This is a genomic window from Streptomyces sp. NPDC055506 (genome assembly GCF_053643595.1).
Window position 1 is genome coordinate 24,471 of record NZ_JBSHKH010000075.1, and the last position, 15,428, is coordinate 39,898.

General features: G+C 70.4%; 11 protein-coding genes. 8 read left to right on the forward strand and 3 right to left on the reverse strand.

The genetic code is table 11. The features are described from left to right. The first annotated feature begins 59 nt into the window (after positions 1-59). From ACWIF2_RS25755 to ACWIF2_RS25770, 4 genes are all read left to right on the forward strand, one after another. Positions 60-440, forward strand: coding sequence for an MmcQ/YjbR family DNA-binding protein (locus tag ACWIF2_RS25755; RefSeq protein ID WP_454363010.1), 381 nt, complete (start codon positions 60-62; stop codon positions 438-440). Between the two features lie 111 nt (positions 441-551). After that, on the forward strand, positions 552-1,697 hold the full coding sequence (locus ACWIF2_RS25760; protein ID WP_454363011.1) for a CaiB/BaiF CoA transferase family protein: 1,146 nt from the start codon (positions 552-554) through the stop codon (positions 1,695-1,697). Positions 1,698-1,708: 11 nt separating this feature from the next. Further along, a complete protein-coding gene (locus tag ACWIF2_RS25765) occupies positions 1,709-2,923 on the forward strand; it encodes an acetyl-CoA C-acetyltransferase (protein ID WP_454363012.1) in 1,215 nt (404 codons plus the stop codon). Between the two features lie 35 nt (positions 2,924-2,958). Then, entirely contained in the window at positions 2,959-5,139 is a 2,181-nt protein-coding gene (locus ACWIF2_RS25770; RefSeq protein ID WP_454363013.1) for a 3-hydroxyacyl-CoA dehydrogenase NAD-binding domain-containing protein, read from the forward strand. Here ACWIF2_RS25770 and ACWIF2_RS25775 read toward each other — a convergent pair. Continuing rightward, positions 5,131-5,841 (reverse strand): MerR family transcriptional regulator, encoded by a 711-nt coding sequence (locus ACWIF2_RS25775; RefSeq protein ID WP_454363014.1) that lies wholly within the window; start codon positions 5,839-5,841, stop codon positions 5,131-5,133. The two genes, ACWIF2_RS25770 and ACWIF2_RS25775, sit on opposite strands and share 9 nt — an antisense overlap. 220 nt (positions 5,842-6,061) lie before the next feature. Between ACWIF2_RS25775 and ACWIF2_RS25780 the strand changes: the two genes are divergently transcribed. Continuing rightward, positions 6,062-7,528, forward strand: a complete 1,467-nt coding sequence (locus ACWIF2_RS25780) for an amino acid permease (protein ID WP_454363015.1) — start codon at positions 6,062-6,064, stop codon at positions 7,526-7,528. A 41-nt stretch (positions 7,529-7,569) separates the two neighbouring features. On the opposite strand, the gene ACWIF2_RS25785 is transcribed toward ACWIF2_RS25780, so the two are convergent. Further along, positions 7,570-8,457, reverse strand: coding sequence for an arginase family protein (locus tag ACWIF2_RS25785; protein ID WP_454363017.1), 888 nt, complete (start codon positions 8,455-8,457; stop codon positions 7,570-7,572). Between the two features lie 96 nt (positions 8,458-8,553). Then, the gene (locus ACWIF2_RS25790) at positions 8,554-10,077 is read right to left on the reverse strand and encodes a M1 family metallopeptidase (RefSeq protein ID WP_454363019.1); all 1,524 of its coding nucleotides are present in this window, start codon (positions 10,075-10,077) and stop codon (positions 8,554-8,556) included. A gap of 200 nt (positions 10,078-10,277) precedes the next feature. On the opposite strand from ACWIF2_RS25790, the gene ACWIF2_RS25795 reads away from it, so the two are divergent. The 3 genes from ACWIF2_RS25795 (at position 10,278) to ACWIF2_RS25805 (ending at position 15,314) form a co-directional block, all read left to right on the forward strand. After that, positions 10,278-12,233 (forward strand): Xaa-Pro dipeptidyl-peptidase, encoded by a 1,956-nt coding sequence (locus tag ACWIF2_RS25795; protein WP_454363020.1) that lies wholly within the window; start codon positions 10,278-10,280, stop codon positions 12,231-12,233. After that, positions 12,230-13,507 (forward strand): M14 family metallopeptidase, encoded by a 1,278-nt coding sequence (locus ACWIF2_RS25800; RefSeq protein ID WP_454363022.1) that lies wholly within the window; start codon positions 12,230-12,232, stop codon positions 13,505-13,507. Before ACWIF2_RS25795 ends, ACWIF2_RS25800 begins: the two co-directional genes overlap by 4 nt. Before the next feature lie 82 nt (positions 13,508-13,589). Next, a complete protein-coding gene (locus tag ACWIF2_RS25805) occupies positions 13,590-15,314 on the forward strand; it encodes a BCCT family transporter (RefSeq protein WP_454363024.1) in 1,725 nt (574 codons plus the stop codon). Positions 15,315-15,428: the final 114 nt, after the last annotated feature.

A 15,428-nucleotide genomic window follows, 5' to 3' on the forward strand; every position in this document is an offset into this window, starting at 1 on the left:
CGGTGGCCGAGGCTAGCGTGAGGGGTGCGGAGCCCGACGACGAGCCCGGAGGAACGACGATGGCCGTGCCCAGGAATGCCCTGAAGAAGTGGGAGAAAGTGCGCGAGTTCGCGCTGGGGCTGCCGGGTGCCGTCGAGGAGTTCCCCTGGGGCGAGTCCGTCGCGAAGGTCAACAAGAAGGTGTTCGTCTTCCTCGGCGTCCAGGACGGCAGCTACCCCCTGGGTGTGACGGTGAAGCTCAAGGACGAGACGGCCCACGCCCACGCCATGTCCAGCCCCGGCGCCGAGCCCGCCGGTTACGGCCTGGGCAAAGCCGGCTGGGTGAGCATCCCCCTGGAGTCGCAGGGAGCCCCGGCCGCGGAGATGCTCTGCGACTGGGTGGAGGAGAGCTATCGGGTGATCGCGCCGAAACGGCTGATAGCGGAACTGGACGCGGACTGACTCTGTCGGGCAGATTACTAAGCGCTTGCTCTCTTCAGGCCTTGTGCCGATCGGAACGCGTTCTTAGCATCACTGGTGTTACATCGGTTGTGTCACAGCACTGGGGGCTGGATGACCACGGCAAAGACGCCAGGACACGGCCCGCTCACCGGCGTACGCGTCGTCGAGCTGGCCGGCATCGGGCCCGGCCCGTTCGCCGCCATGCTCCTGGCCGACCTCGGGGCCGACGTCGTACGCGTGGACCGCCCCGACGGCCCCGGACTCGCCATCGACCCGGCGTACGACGTCACCAACCGCAACAAGCGCTCGGTGGTCGTCGACCTGAAGTCCCCCGACGGCCCCGCCCATGTACTGGACCTCGCCGCACGCGCCGACATCCTGGTCGAGGGCTACCGCCCCGGTGTCGCCGAGCGCCTGGGCGTCGGCCCCGAGGCCTGCCACGCCCGCAACCCGCGCCTCGTCTACGGCCGGATGACCGGCTGGGGGCAGGACGGTCCGCTCGCCGAGCGCGCCGGGCACGACATCGCGTACATCGCCCCCACCGGCACGCTCGGCATGATCGGCCGGCCGGACGAGCCGCCGGCCGTCCCGGCGAACCTGCTCGGCGACTACGCGGGCGGTTCCCTGTACCTCGTCGTCGGCGTCCTCGCGGCCCTGAACCACGCGCGCGCGACCGGCACCGGCCAGGTGGTCGACGCCGCCATCGTCGACGGCACCGCCCACCTCGCCACGATGATCCACGGCATGCTCGCCGCCGGCGGCTGGCAGGACCGCCGCGGTGCCAACCTCCTGGACGGCGGCTGCCCCTACTACGGGACGTACGAGACGGCCGACGGCCTGCACATGGCCGTCGGCGCGCTGGAGCCGCAGTTCTACGAGGAGTTCCTGACCCTCCTCGGTGTCGAGGACCAGGCCGAGGCCCGCAAGGACGTCACCCGATGGGGCGAACTGCGCGAACAGATCGCGGTCCGCTTCAAGACCCGGACCAGGGACGAGTGGACGGCCCTCTTCGAGGGCTCCGACGCGTGTGTGGCGCCCGTCCTGTCCCTGCGCGAGGCCCCGCACCACCCGCATCTCGCCGCCCGCGGCACCTTCACCGACCACGGCGGCATCACCCAGCCCGCCCCGGCCCCCCGTTTCTCCGCGACCCCGACCTCCGTCCGCACCGGCCCGGCGCGGCCGGGCGCCGACACGGCGGACGTCGCCCGGGACTGGGACGTCCCCGGGCTCCTCCCAGCGTTCCGCAACCCTCAGTGAAAGGCCCCCTCGTGAGCACCGAAGCGTACGTGTACGACGCGATCCGCACCCCGCGCGGGCGCGGCAAGGCCAACGGCTCCCTGCACGGCACCAAGCCCATCGACCTGGTCGTCGGACTCATCCACGAGATCCGCGCCCGCTTCCCGGACCTCGACCCGGCCGCCGTCGACGACATCGTGCTGGGCGTCGTCGGCCCGGTCGGCGACCAGGGCTCGGACATCGCCCGGATCGCCGCCATCGCGGCGGGCCTGCCCGACACGGTGGCCGGTGTGCAGGAGAACCGCTTCTGTGCCTCGGGCCTGGAGGCCGTCAACCTGGCCGCCGCCAAGGTGCGTTCGGGCTGGGAGGACCTCGTCCTCGCGGGCGGTGTCGAGTCGATGTCCCGGGTGCCGATGGCCTCCGACGGCGGCGCCTGGTTCAACGACCCGATGACCAACCTCGACGTGAACTTCGTGCCGCAGGGCATCGGCGCCGACCTCATCGCCACCATCGAGGGCTTCTCCCGGCGGGATGTCGACGAGTATGCGGCGCTCTCCCAGGAGCGGGCCGCCACCGCGATGAAGGACGGCCGCTTCGAGAGGTCCGTCGTCCCGGTGAAGGACCGCAGCGGCCTCGTCGTCCTCGACCACGACGAGTTCCCCCGCCCCGGCACCACCGCCGACTCCCTGGCCAAGCTCAAGCCGTCCTTCGCGGACATCGGTGAACTGGGCGGCTTCGACGCGGTCGCGCTCCAGCAGTACCACTGGGTGGAGAAGATCGACCACGTCCACCACGCGGGCAACTCCTCCGGCATCGTGGACGGCGCCTCGCTCGTCGCGATCGGCTCCAAGGAGGTCGGCGAGCGCTACGGGCTCACCCCCCGCGCGCGGATCGTCTCCGCCGCCGTGTCCGGCTCCGAGCCCACGATCATGCTCACCGGCCCCGCCCCCGCCACCCGCAAGGCCCTCGCCAAGGCCGGACTGACCATCGACGACATCGACCTCGTCGAGATCAACGAGGCGTTCGCGGCGGTCGTCCTGCGCTTCGTGAAGGACATGAGCCTGTCCCTGGACAAGGTCAACGTCAACGGCGGCGCGATCGCCCTCGGCCACCCCCTCGGCGCGACCGGCGCGATGATCCTCGGCACGCTCGTCGACGAACTGGAGCGCCAGGACAAGCGCTACGGCCTCGCCACGCTGTGCGTGGGCGGCGGCATGGGCGTCGCCACGATCGTCGAGCGCATCTGACCACCTCCCAACGGATCACTACGGAGCACATCCCCATGAGCACTGAGTCCACCACCATCCGCTGGGAACAGGACCGCACCGGCCTCGTCACCCTCGTCATCGACGACCCGAACCAGTCCGCGAACACCATGAACCAGGCGTTCCGCGACTCGCTCGCCGCCGTCACCGACCGCCTGGAGGCCGAGAAGGACTCCATCCGCGGCGTCATCATCACCTCCGCCAAGAAGACCTTCTTCGCCGGCGGCGACCTGCGCGACCTGATCCGCGTCACGCCCGAGACGGCCCAGGAGCTGTTCGACGGCGGCATGGCGATCAAGCGGAACCTGCGCCGCATCGAGACCCTCGGCAAGCCGGTCGTCGCCGCGCTCAACGGCGCGGCCCTGGGCGGCGGTTACGAGATCGCCCTGGCCTGCCACCACCGTGTCGCGCTCGACGCGCCCGGCTCGAAGATCGGCTGCCCCGAGGTCACCCTCGGCCTGCTCCCCGGAGGCGGCGGCGTCGTCCGCACCGTGCGGCTGCTCGGCATCGCCGACGCCCTGCTGAAGGTCCTCCTCCAGGGCACCCAGTACAACCCGCGCCGCGCCCTGGAGAACGGCCTCGTCGACGACGTCGCCGAGACCCAGGAGGAACTGCTCGCCAAGGCCCGCGCCTTCATCGACGCCAACCCCGAGGCCCAGCAGCCCTGGGACAAGCCGGGCTACCGGATCCCCGGCGGCACCCCCGCCAACCCCAAGTTCGCCGCCAACCTGCCCGCCTTCCCGGCGAACCTGCGCAAGCAGACGAACGGCGCCCCCTACCCGGCCCCGCGCAACATCCTGGCCGCCGCCGTCGAGGGCTCCCAGGTCGACTTCGAGACCGCCCAGGTCATCGAGGCCCGCTACTTCGTGGACCTCGCGGCCGGGCAGACCTCGAAGAACATGATCCAGGCGTTCTTCTTCGACCTCCAGGCCGTCAACTCCGGAGCCAACCGCCCCAAGGGCATCGAGCCCACGAAGGTCCGCAAGGTCGCCGTCCTCGGGGCCGGCATGATGGGCGCGGGCATCGCCTACTCCTGTGCCCGCGCCGGCATCGACGTCGTCCTGAAGGACGTCTCCCTGGAGGCGGCCCTCAAGGGCAAGGGCTACTCCGAGAAGCTGTGCGCCAAGGCCGTCTCCAAGGGCCGTACGACCCAGGAGAAGGCGGACGCGCTGCTCGCCCGCATCACGCCCACCGCCGAGGCGCAGGACCTGGCCGGCTGTGACGCCGTCATCGAGGCCGTCTTCGAGGACACCTCCCTCAAGCACAAGGTGTTCCAGGAGATCCAGAACGTCGTGGCGCCGGACGCGCTGCTGTGCTCCAACACCTCCACCCTCCCCATCACCGCACTCGCCGAGGGCGTCGAGCGCCAGACCGACTTCATCGGACTGCACTTCTTCTCGCCGGTCGACAAGATGCCGCTGGTCGAGATCATCAAGGGCGAGCGCACGGGGGAGGAGGCCTTGGCCCGCGCCTTCGACCTGGTGCGGCAGATCAACAAGACCCCGATCGTCGTCAACGACTCGCGCGGCTTCTTCACCTCCCGCGTCATCGGGCACTTCATCAACGAGGGCGTCGCCATGGTCGGCGAGGGCATCGAGCCCGCGTCGGTCGAGCAGGCCGCCGCCCAGGCCGGCTACCCGGCCAAGGTGCTGTCCCTGATGGACGAACTGACGCTGACCCTGCCCCGCAAGATCCGGGCCGAGACGAAGCGCGCAGTGGAAGAGGCGGGCGGCGCCTGGGCGGCCCACCCCGCCGAGGCCGTGATCGACCGCATGGTCGACGAGTTCGGCCGCACAGGCCGCAGCGGCGGCGCCGGCTTCTACGACTACGGCGACGACGGCAAGCGCGCCGGACTCTGGCCCGGGCTGCGCGAGCACTACACCAAGCCCGGGTACCAGATCCCGTTCGAGGACATGAAGGAGCGCATGCTCTTCTCCGAGGCGCTGGACACCGTCCGGCTGCTGGAGGAGGGCGTGCTGACCTCGGTCGCCGACGCCAACATCGGTTCCATCTTCGGCATCGGCTTCCCGGGCTGGACCGGTGGCGTGCTCCAGTACATCAACGGCTACGAGGGCGGCCTGCCCGGGTTCGTGGCACGCGCGCGAGAACTCGCCGAGCGCTACGGCGACCGGTTCACGCCTCCCGCGCTCCTGGTGGAGAAGGCGGAGAAGGGAGAGCGGTTCAGCGACTCAGCCTGACCCTTCCGAAGGCTGGGTCAGCCACTCGCCCAGCTCTTCCTTCAGCGACCGCTGAAAGGCCGTGAGGAGCGCCTGCACCACCAGGGGGTGCATGTGCGCCGACAGGGACCGCACGTCCCGGGCGTCACGCTCCGCCACCTCGCCCCGGAAGAGCTGGGAGAGTTCACGGGCCGCGGCGCGCGTGTGTTCGATGAGAACCTTGCGCGCCGCGAAGATCGCCTCCTGGGAGAGCGGTACGTCCAGCAGCCCGACGCCCAGCCGGAGCAGACCGAGGTCGGCTTCGTACCCGTCGTCCACGGGCCGGACCACGCCCATCGCGACCAGCCGCTCGACGTCCTCGGCGCCGAGCGGCCGACCGGCCCGCCGCTCCAGTTCCCTGCCCGTGACCGTCTCGACGGTCTCCGGCGCCCAGGAGGCCACCACGGCCCGGTGGATGGCGAGGTCGTGCGCGCTCAGATCCGGGGGCAGCTGCCGGAGATAGCGCTCGATGCCCGACAGCGTCATGCCCTGCCGCCGCAACTCCTCGATCAGCGCCAGCCGGGCCAGGTGCTCCCGCCCGTAGTGCCCCACACGCCGGGGGCCGAGCACCGGCGGCGGTATCAGCCCCTTCGTGCCGTAGAAGCGGACCGTGCGCACCGTGACACCGGCCCGGGCTGCCAGTTCGTCGATCGTGAGGGTCGGCTCCTCGGTGTCGGTCGTCATGTGCAGCAGTATCGCTGTCTCACCAGTGCTGTGAAACCTCCGGCGACCGACGTGAAGGTGCTGTGAGAAGTAGCGCTCTGTGACGTATGCCACCGCGTGAGTCGCTCTCCGTGGGGGAAGGTGGCCCCTTGGTCTGTGCCTTTACCGAGGGCGCAGACCTTACGTACGTCCGGAAAGCCGAGCGTGACCCGCTCGGGCGCACCAGAGAAGTGGATCCACCGTGAGCAAGGACGCCGTGAACACGGCAGCAGCCGCATCCCGTAGCGACGCGGCCCAGGTGCCCGCGGACGCGGGTGACGCCGGCTACAGCAAGGACCTCAAGGCCCGCCACGTCAACATGATCGCCATCGGGGGCGCGATCGGCACCGGACTCTTCCTGGGTGCCGGCGGGCGGCTGCACAACGCGGGCCCGGCGCTGGCGATCGCCTACCTGGTGTGCGGCGTCTTCGCCTTCTTCGTCGTGAAGGCCCTCGGCGAACTCGTCCTCTACCGCCCCTCCTCGGGCTCCTTCGTGTCGTACGCGCGCGAGTTCCTCGGCGAGAAGGGCGCCTATGTCGCCGGCTGGATGTACTTCCTGAACTGGTCGACCACCGGCATCGCCGACATCACCGCGATCGCGCTCTACACGCACTACTGGAGCCTGTTCACCGACATCCCGCAGTGGGTGCTCGCGCTGGCCGCCCTCGCGGTCGTGCTGGCCGTGAACCTGATCTCGGTGAAGATCTTCGGCGAGATGGAGTTCTGGTTCTCCATCATCAAGGTCGCCACGCTTGTCGGCTTCATGTTCATCGGCATCTTCCTGCTCGCCACGCAGCACAAGGTGGGCGGCCAGACACCGGGCATGAGCGTGATCACGGAGAACGGCGGCGTCTTCCCGCACGGCATGATGCCCGTCGTCCTGGTGATGCAGGGCGTGATCTTCGCGTACGCCGCGCTGGAGCTGGTCGGTGTCGCCGCGGGTGAGACCGCCGAGCCGGAGAAGGTCGTCCCGCGCGCGGTGAACTCGATCATGTGGCGGGTCGGGCTCTTCTACGTCGGCTCGGTCGTCCTGCTGGCCCTGCTCCTGCCCGGCTCGGTCTACTCGGCCGACCAGAGCCCCTTCGTCACGGTCCTGTCGAAGATCGGCATCCCCGCGGCGGGCGACGTGATGAACCTGGTGGTCCTCACGGCGGCCATGTCCTCCCTCAACTCCGGCCTGTACTCCACGGGCCGCATCCTCCGCTCGATGGCGATGGCGGGCTCGGCCCCGAAGTTCACGGCCCGAATGAACCGCAGCCAGGTCCCCTACGGCGGCATCCTGCTGACCTGCGCGGTGTGTGTGCTCGGCGTCGGCCTGAACTACCTGGTGCCGGCCCAGGCCTTCGAGATCGTGCTGAACGTCGCCTCCCTCGGCATCATCAGCACCTGGGTGATCATCATGATCTGCCACCTGATCTTCGTCCGCCGCGCGAAGGAAGGCCTGGTCGACCGCCCCTCCTTCCGCCTCCCCGGCACCCCGGTCACGGAGATCGCCACGATCGTCTTCCTGCTGGCCTGCCTCGGCATGATGTGGAACGACCCCGAGGTCGGCCGCAAGACCCTCCTGCTCGTCCCGCTGATCGCGGCCATGCTGGTCGCGGGCTGGTTCGGCGTCCGCCGCCGGGTCTCCGCGACGGCCGACCAGGAGCTGTCGCAGCTGACGAAGTAGCGGAACAGGGCCCTTTTCAGGGCCCTGTTCAGTGGCCGCGCTCAGCCTCGCCCGTCGAAGCCCCGCAGCAGACACCCGGTCAGCCGCTCCGCGAGCGCACCGCCGGGATCCAGCCGGGGGTTGAAGATCGCGACGCCGAGGCCCGCCGCTCCGCCGCCCGACAGTGCCGTGCGCAGGACGGTCTCCAGCTCCTGCCAGGTCAGGCCGCCCGGCAGCCGGTAGTCGACGGCGGGCATGGCCGTGTCGTCCAGTACGTCGACGTCGAGGTGGATCCAGTACCCGGCGCCCGTGCCGTCGCCGGCCAGCAGACCGACGGCGCGCCGGGCCGCCTCGGCCGCCCCCAGGGCACGAACGGTGTCCAGGTCCATCGCGTGCAGCGCGGACGGCAGCGGCTGCATGCCCTCAGCCGCGGACTCCTCCGCGTCCCGGAATCCCAGGGCCACGACGTCCTCGTCCCGCACCAGGGGGCCCCGGCCCTCCAGATCGGCCAGGACGCGCGGGCCGCGCCCGGTGGCCAGGGCGAGTTCCATTGAGGCCGCCTCACCGGTGGGCTCCGCCGATGGCTGGTAGAAGTCGGTGTGCCCGTCGAGGAAGAGCAGCCCGTGCCGGTCCCGGCGGCGCAGCGCGAGCAGGTTGCCGAGGAGCACGCTGCAGTCGCCGCCCAGCACCAAGGGGAACCGGCCGTCGTCGAGGACCCCGCCGACGGCATCGGCCAACGCGACGGAGTATTCGGCGATGCCGTCCGGGTTGAGCACCCCGGTGTCCGGATCCCGCTCCGGGTCGTAGCCGGGCGGCTCCACCCGGCCCGCCCGCACCGCTCCCAGCCCCTCGGCCAGCCCGGCCCCGAGCAGCGCCTCCGGCAGTCCCTCGACCCCGGTCGGCCGCAGCCCCAGCACGGACGGCGCCTCGACGATCGCCACATCCCGCACGCCCGGCTCCCTTCACCCGCCGGCGGACGCGCCGCCCGGGCCCATACGCCGGACGCGCATGGGCCCACCGTAGACCGCCGTGCGGGAGGAGGCGCGTCAGCGCACGTGCCCGCCGTTCCCGTGCTCTCCGTGCTCGTGCACCCCGTTCGTCGCCCTGATCTTCTTCCACGACCTGGGCTGCGTCACCGCCCCGCCCGCCTCGGCGACGGACGCGGTCCGGGCCGCCGCCGACGTCGGCTTGGACGCCTGGAACAGCCACGTGTCGAAGAGCGCGGCCAGGGGCTTCCCGGACACCTCCTCGGCGTAGCGCCGGAAGTCGGCGACCGACGCGTTGCCATGGGCGTACTTCTGCGGCCAGCCCTTGAGGATCGCGAAGAACGCCTCGTCGCCGATCTCGTTGCGCAGCGCCTGGACGGCCAGCGCGCCCCGGTCGTAGACCGCCGCGGCGAACTGGTTCTCCGGACCCGGGTCCCCGGGCTTCACCGTCCAGAACGAGTCGTCCGCCGGATGCGAGGCGTACACGTAGTCGGCGAGTTCCTGCGCCGTGCCCTCGCCCTCGTGCTCCGACCACAGCCACTGCGCGTACCGCGCGAACCCCTCGTTGATCCAGATGTCCTTCCAGCGCTTCAGGGACACGTCGTCCCCGTACCACTGGTGGGCGATCTCATGGACGACCAGGGACACGTTCGACCCGTTGGCGAACTGCCGCGGGCTGTAGTACGGCCGGGTCTGTGTCTCCAGCGCGTACCCCGTGGTGGTGTTCGGCACATAGCCGCCGAGCGCGTTGTAGGGATACGGCCCGAAGTACCCGGACAGCCAGTCCGCGATCTCCCCGGTCCGCTCGATGCTCGCCCGCGCGGCGCCCGCGTGGTCGCCCAGGTCCTTGCTGTAGGCGTTGAGGACCGGGATGCCGCTCTCGGTCGTGCCCGTCGTGATGTCGAACTTCCCGACCGCGAGCGTGGCGAGGTACGTGGCCTGCGGCTTGTTCGAGCGCCAGTTCCAACGGGTCCAGCCGAGCCGTGAACTCGTTGACTGGAGCGTGCCGTTGGAGATGGCCTGCGTGCCGTCCGGGACCAGTACCGACACGTCGTACGTGGCCTTGTCGAGCGGGTGGTCGTTGCTCGGGAACCACCACGCCGCGGCCTCGGGCTCGTTCGCCGCGACCCCGCCGTCCGGGGTCCGGTGCCAGCTGGTGAAGCCGTAGGCCTGCTTCGACGACGGCACCCCGCGGTAGCGCACGACGACCGTGACGGGCGCGCCCTTGGCCAGCGGCGTCTTCGGCGTGATCTCCAGCTCGTGCTCGCCCGACGTCCTGAACGAGGCCTTCGCGCCGTTGACGCGCACCTCGCCGACGTCCAGCAGGAAGTCCAGGTTGAAGCTCGACAACTCCTGCGTGGTGCGGGCCACGAGGGTCGCCGTGCCCTCCAGTTCGTCCGTGGCCGGCTGGTACTTCAGCCGGAGGTCGTAGTGGGAGACGTCGTATCCGCCGTTCCCGTAGGCCGGGTAGTAGGGGTCACCGATGCCCGGCGCGCCGGGGGAGTGGGGCGCGGCCGACGCCGGGATCGCCAGCAGGAGAACGGCCGCTGCCAGGGCTCCCGGCGCGATGATTCTGCGGTGCACGCAAGGCTCCAAGTCGTAGGTCCCGAAAGCTGTCCGGAGCCTATTGACTCCCTGTGTCACCAGTCATGTCCATGGTCCCTGCTGTCACACGATCGCCATTCGGCCGACATGAGGCACCCGGCCCCCGGGCCCCTCCCGGACACGCCGGTCCGTCAGCTGCCCTCTTCTGAACAGGAGTTCACCGATGTAGCGTCCGGCGCATGCCGAAACGCACGCGCTTCACGACCTGGAGACCGCTCGCGACGGCGGCCACGGCCGCCCTCTTGGCCACCCTGCTCACCCCGGCCGCGGCACAGGCCGCCCCGCGCGGGAGCGAACCCGTCTACTCGTACGACAAGGCCGTCCGCGAGGCCGTCTGGGTGGACACCGGACTCGACGGCGACGGCGACGGAAAGGCCGACCGGGTCGCCGTCGACATCGTCCGCCCCCGCGAACCCGCCCGGCAGGGCCGCAAGGTTCCCGTCATCATGGACGCCAGCCCGTACTACTCCTGCTGCGGGCGCGGCAACGAGAGCCAGCGCAAGACGTACGACGCGAACGGCGACGTCGTCCAGATGCCGCTGTACTACGACAACTACTTCGTGCCCCGCGGCTACGCCTTCGTCGGTGTCGACCTGGCCGGAACCAACCGCTCCGACGGCTGCGACGACGTCGGCGGCCGCTCCGACGTCCAGTCGGCGAAGGCCGTCGTCGACTGGCTGAACGGCCGCGCCAAGGCCTACACGACCCGCACCGGCACCACCCGCGCCAAGGCCGGCTGGACCAACGGCCGCACCGGAATGATCGGCAAGAGCTGGGACGGCACCATCGCCAACGGCGTCGCCGCCACCGGCGTCAAGGGCCTGAAGACCATCGTCCCGATCAGCGCCATCTCCTCCTGGTACGACTACTACTTCCAGCAGGGCGCCCCGCTCTACGACTCCGGCCCCGAGTGGCTGTCCGACTACGTCAACAGCCCCGACGCCCGCGAGAAGTGCGGCGCCGTGCAGCAGAAGCTCGTCGACGGGGCCCCGCGCACCGGCGACCGGACCCCGCTGTGGACCGAGCGCGACTATGTGAAGGACGCGAAGAAGGTCAGGGCCAGCGTCTTCCTGATCCACGGCATGCAGGACCTCAACGTGCGCATGAAGCACGTCGGCCAGTGGTGGGACGCCCTCGCGAAGCACGGCGTCCAGCGCAAGATCTGGCTCTCCCAGACCGGCCACGTCGACCCCTTCGACTTCCGCCGCGCCACCTGGGTCGACACCCTGCACCGCTGGTTCGACCACGAACTCATGGGCTACGACAACGGCATCGACCGCGAGCCCATGGCGGACATCGAACGCCGTCCCGACCAGTGGAGCACCTCCACGGTCTGGCCACCGGCCGGCACCCGGGCCACCACCCTGCGCCCCGACCGGGGAACCCTGCCCGGCGTCGGCACCCTCGGCCTGCACCGCGGCCACGGCACCGAGACCTTCACCGACGACCCGAAGCTGAGCGAGACCGACTGGGCCGCTCAGGTCGACAAGCCGACACCGGAGAAGGCCGGTTTCGCCACCGGGCCGCTCGCCCGCGACCTGCGCCTGTCCGGCTCCTCCGAGGTCACCGTCACCGCGACGCCCTCCACCCCGACGGCCCATCTCTCCGCCGTCCTCGTGGACATCGGCCCCGACACCATCCGCGACTACGCCGACTCCGGCGAAGGCATCACCACTCTCGCGAACCGCACCTGCTGGGGCGCGAGCACCGCCGGCGACAGCTCCTGCTTCAAGGAGGCGAAGGCCAAGACCGCCGACGTCGACTACACGGTCGTCAGCCGCGGCTGGGCGGACCTCGGCAACCACGCCTCGGACGACAAGGGGTCCCCGCTCACCCCGGGCAGGCGGTACACGATCACCCTCGACCTGGCCGCGACCGACCACGTCGTCCCGAAGGGCCACCGTCTTGCGCTGATCGTCGCGGGCACCGACAAGGGCCTCATCGACCCTCCCGCCGACACGCCGAAGCTGGCGCTCGACCTCTCCCGCACCTCGGCCGACGTGCCGTTCGTCGGCGGACCCGCCGCCTTCGCCCGCGCCACCGCGGGTGCCGCGTTCACCCCGCCCGTCGCCGCGCTCCTGGACGGCGTACGGGAACCGCGCACCACCCACCGCGTCCCGGAGGGAACCCAGTGAACCGCGTCCGCGCCCTGACCCTGACCGCCGCTCTCGCCGCATCCCTGGTCGCCGTCCCCGCCCAGGCGGCCACGGCGACCGACTCCCCGCCACGCACCGGCTTCGAGCGGACCGACGGCGCCCGCTGGACCACCCAGCCCGAGGAGCAGGACTTCCTCAAGGCCGTCGACCGGTCGAGCAGCCGGGTCTCCCTGACCCGCTTCGGTACCACGAAGCAGGACCGCCCGCTCCAGCTCGTCCGGATCGGCACGAGCCCGAGCCCGAACAAGGTGCTCCTCGTGTGCAGCCAGCACGGCGACGAACCCTCCGGCCGCGAGGCCTGTCTCACCACCGTCCGTGACCTCGCACACGCCCGCGACAGCCGTACCCGGCGCTTCCTGGACCGCACCACCGTCCTCGTCGTGCCCACGGCCAACCCCGACGGCCGGGCCGCGAACACCCGCGGCAACAGCGACGGCGTCGACATCAACCGCGACCACCTCGCCCTGCGGACCGCAGAGGGCCGTGCCCTGGCCGCGCTCATCCGCGACCAGCGCCCCGACGTCATCTACGACCTGCACGAATACGGTGCGACACCCCCTTACTACGACAAAGCACTGTTCGACCTGTGGCCGCGCAACCTCAACACCCATGACGCGGTCCACGACGAGGCGCAGACCCTCTCCGAGGCCTACGTCCGCCCCGCGGCGCAGCGGGCCGGCCACTCGACCGGCACCTACGGCATCTGGACCGACCCCGAAACCGGCGAACCGGTCAAACAGGTCGCCGGAGACGGGCAGGAGCGCATTTTGCGCAATATGTCCGGTGTGAAGCATTCGGTCGGACTGCTCATCGAGAGCCGTGTCGACCCGCTCACCGAAGCGGAGAAGGCGGACGAGGCGCTGAACAACCGGCGCCGGGTCACCTCCCAACTGGACGCGCTCAAGGGTCTGTTCGGGTACACCGACCAGCGCCGGGGCCGTATCGAGGCCACGACGGCCAAGGCCCGGCTCGCCGACTGGGCGGCCACCGGCCCGGTCTACGTCGGCGGCGCCGACAACGACACGCCCGAACCCGCCGAGGTGATCCAGAACCCGCCCTGCGGCTACCGGCTCACCGCCGCGCAGTACGCCGAGGTCGGCGACGAACTCGCGCTGCACGGTGTGCGCGTACGACGGGACGCCGAGGGCGTGCTCGTCCCCCTGCGCCAGCCCCTGCGGGCACTCGTCCCGCTGCTGCTCGACGAACGGGCCACGTACCACCTCACGGAAGCCGAGTCCGAACCGCAATGTTGAGGAGGATGAATTTGCGCCACACGTGGTAGGGGCGTTACGGAGGACTTACGTTCCTCCTACGTTCCAATGAAAGGTGCCGCCTGTGACACATGACCGACCAAGCGAGAAGCATCCCCATGAGGGAGGCGCGCTGCCGGGTTCGGAAGCGGGCCTCCCCGGTCAGGAGACGCCTCAGACCGACCGGATCGTCTTCGGTGTCACAGCGGCGCTCACCCTCGCCTTCGTGATCTGGGGCGCCACGGCGACCGACTCGCTCGAATCCGTCTCCAGCAGCATGCTCAGCGGGCTGATGCACAACGGCGGCTGGGCGTTCATGCTCGCCGCCTCCGGCTTCGTCGTCTTCGCCCTGTGGATCGCGGCCAGCCGTTACGGCCGTATCCACCTCGGTGCGGAGGGTGAGGAGCCCGAGTTCCGCACGGTGTCCTGGGTCGCGATGATGTTCAGCGCGGGCATGGGCATCGGCCTGATGTTCTACGGCGTGAGCGAACCGCTGTCGCACTACACGACGGCCCCGCCCGGCACCGACCCGGCCGACTCCGGCGAACGCATGGAGACGGCCATGGCCACCACCCTGTTCCACTGGACGCTCCACCCATGGGCGATCTACGCCGTGGTGGGCCTCGCCATCGCCTACAGCACCTTCCGCAGGCGGCGGCGTCAGACCATAAGCGCCGTCTTCACCCCGCTCATCGGGAAGAAGCACGCGAACGGCAATGTCGGCCGCGTCATCGACATCCTCGCGATCGTCGCGACCATCTTCGGCTCCGCCGCCTCACTGGGGCTCGGCGCGCTGCAGATCGGCTCCGGAGTGCAGGAGCTGAACTGGATGGACAAGGTGAGCACCGGGCTGCTCGTCACGATCATCGCGGTGCTGACCCTGGCCTTCGTCGCGTCCGCGATCTCCGGTGTGGAGAAGGGCATCCAGTGGCTGTCCAACACCAACATGGTGCTGGCGCTGGTCCTCGCCCTGTTCGTGTTCGTGGCGGGCCCGACCATCATCGTCCTCGACCTGCTGCCGACGTCGGTCTTCGCCTACCTCGGCGACCTGCCCCAGCTGGCCGGCCGTACGGAGGCCAGCGGCGGGGAGGGCGTCGCGGACTGGCTGGGCAGCTGGACCGTCTTCTACTGGGCGTGGTGGATCTCCTGGACGCCGTTCGTCGGCATGTTCATCGCCCGCATCAGCCGGGGCCGGACCATCCGGCAGTTCATCGGCGGCGTCATCCTCGTGCCCAGCACGGTCAGCCTGATCTGGTTCGCGATCTTCGGCGGCTCGGCGATGAAGATGCAGGAGGAGAACAAGCTCGGCAAGGAGGCCACCCCCGAGGGCCAGCTCTTCGACGTGCTCCAGCAGTTCCCCATCGCCACCGTCACCAGCCTGCTGGTCATGATCCTCGTCGGCATCTTCTTCGTCTCCGGCGCCGACGCCGCGTCGATCGTCATGGGCACGCTCTCACAGAAGGGCGCGCTCGAACCCGGCCGCCTGGTGGTGGTGTTCTGGGGCGTCGTCACCGGTGCGGTGGCCGCGATCATGCTGCTTGTCGGCAGTGGCTCGGGCGACGCGCTGACAGGTCTGCAGAACCTCACCATCCTCGCGGCGGCGCCGTTCGTCGTCGTGATGACGCTCATGTGCGTCGCCCTCATGCGCGACCTGCGCCGCGACCCGGTGATGGTGCGTGTGCAGATGGGTTCCGAGGCCGTCGAGATGGCCGTCATGGAAGGCCACAAGAAGTACGACGGCGAGTTCGAGATCCGAGTCGGCCCGGGCCGGGGCCCGGACGTCGAGGGCGACCCCATCGGCAAGCACTGACCCGGGCGCCCGCCCTGCCGGATGCCCCCGACCGGGGCGTCGGAGCCTGACCGCTCCGATGCCTCGGGCCGGGGGCATCCGGCTTCTTGCGGCCTGAGCGATCTCGACCGGGGT

Bases quoted from the DNA above. Each gene is read 5' to 3' on its own strand.
- ACWIF2_RS25755 (WP_454363010.1), top strand. From the start codon at position 60: ATGGCCGTGCCCAGGAATGCCCTGAAGAAGTGGGAGAAAGTGCGCGAG.
- ACWIF2_RS25760 (WP_454363011.1), top strand. From the start codon at position 552: ATGACCACGGCAAAGACGCCAGGACACGGCCCGCTCACCGGCGTACGC.
- ACWIF2_RS25770 (WP_454363013.1), top strand. From the start codon at position 2,959: ATGAGCACTGAGTCCACCACCATCCGCTGGGAACAGGACCGCACCGGC.
- ACWIF2_RS25775 (WP_454363014.1), bottom strand. From the start codon at position 5,841: ATGACGACCGACACCGAGGAGCCGACCCTCACGATCGACGAACTGGCA.
- ACWIF2_RS25795 (WP_454363020.1), top strand. From the start codon at position 10,278: ATGCCGAAACGCACGCGCTTCACGACCTGGAGACCGCTCGCGACGGCG.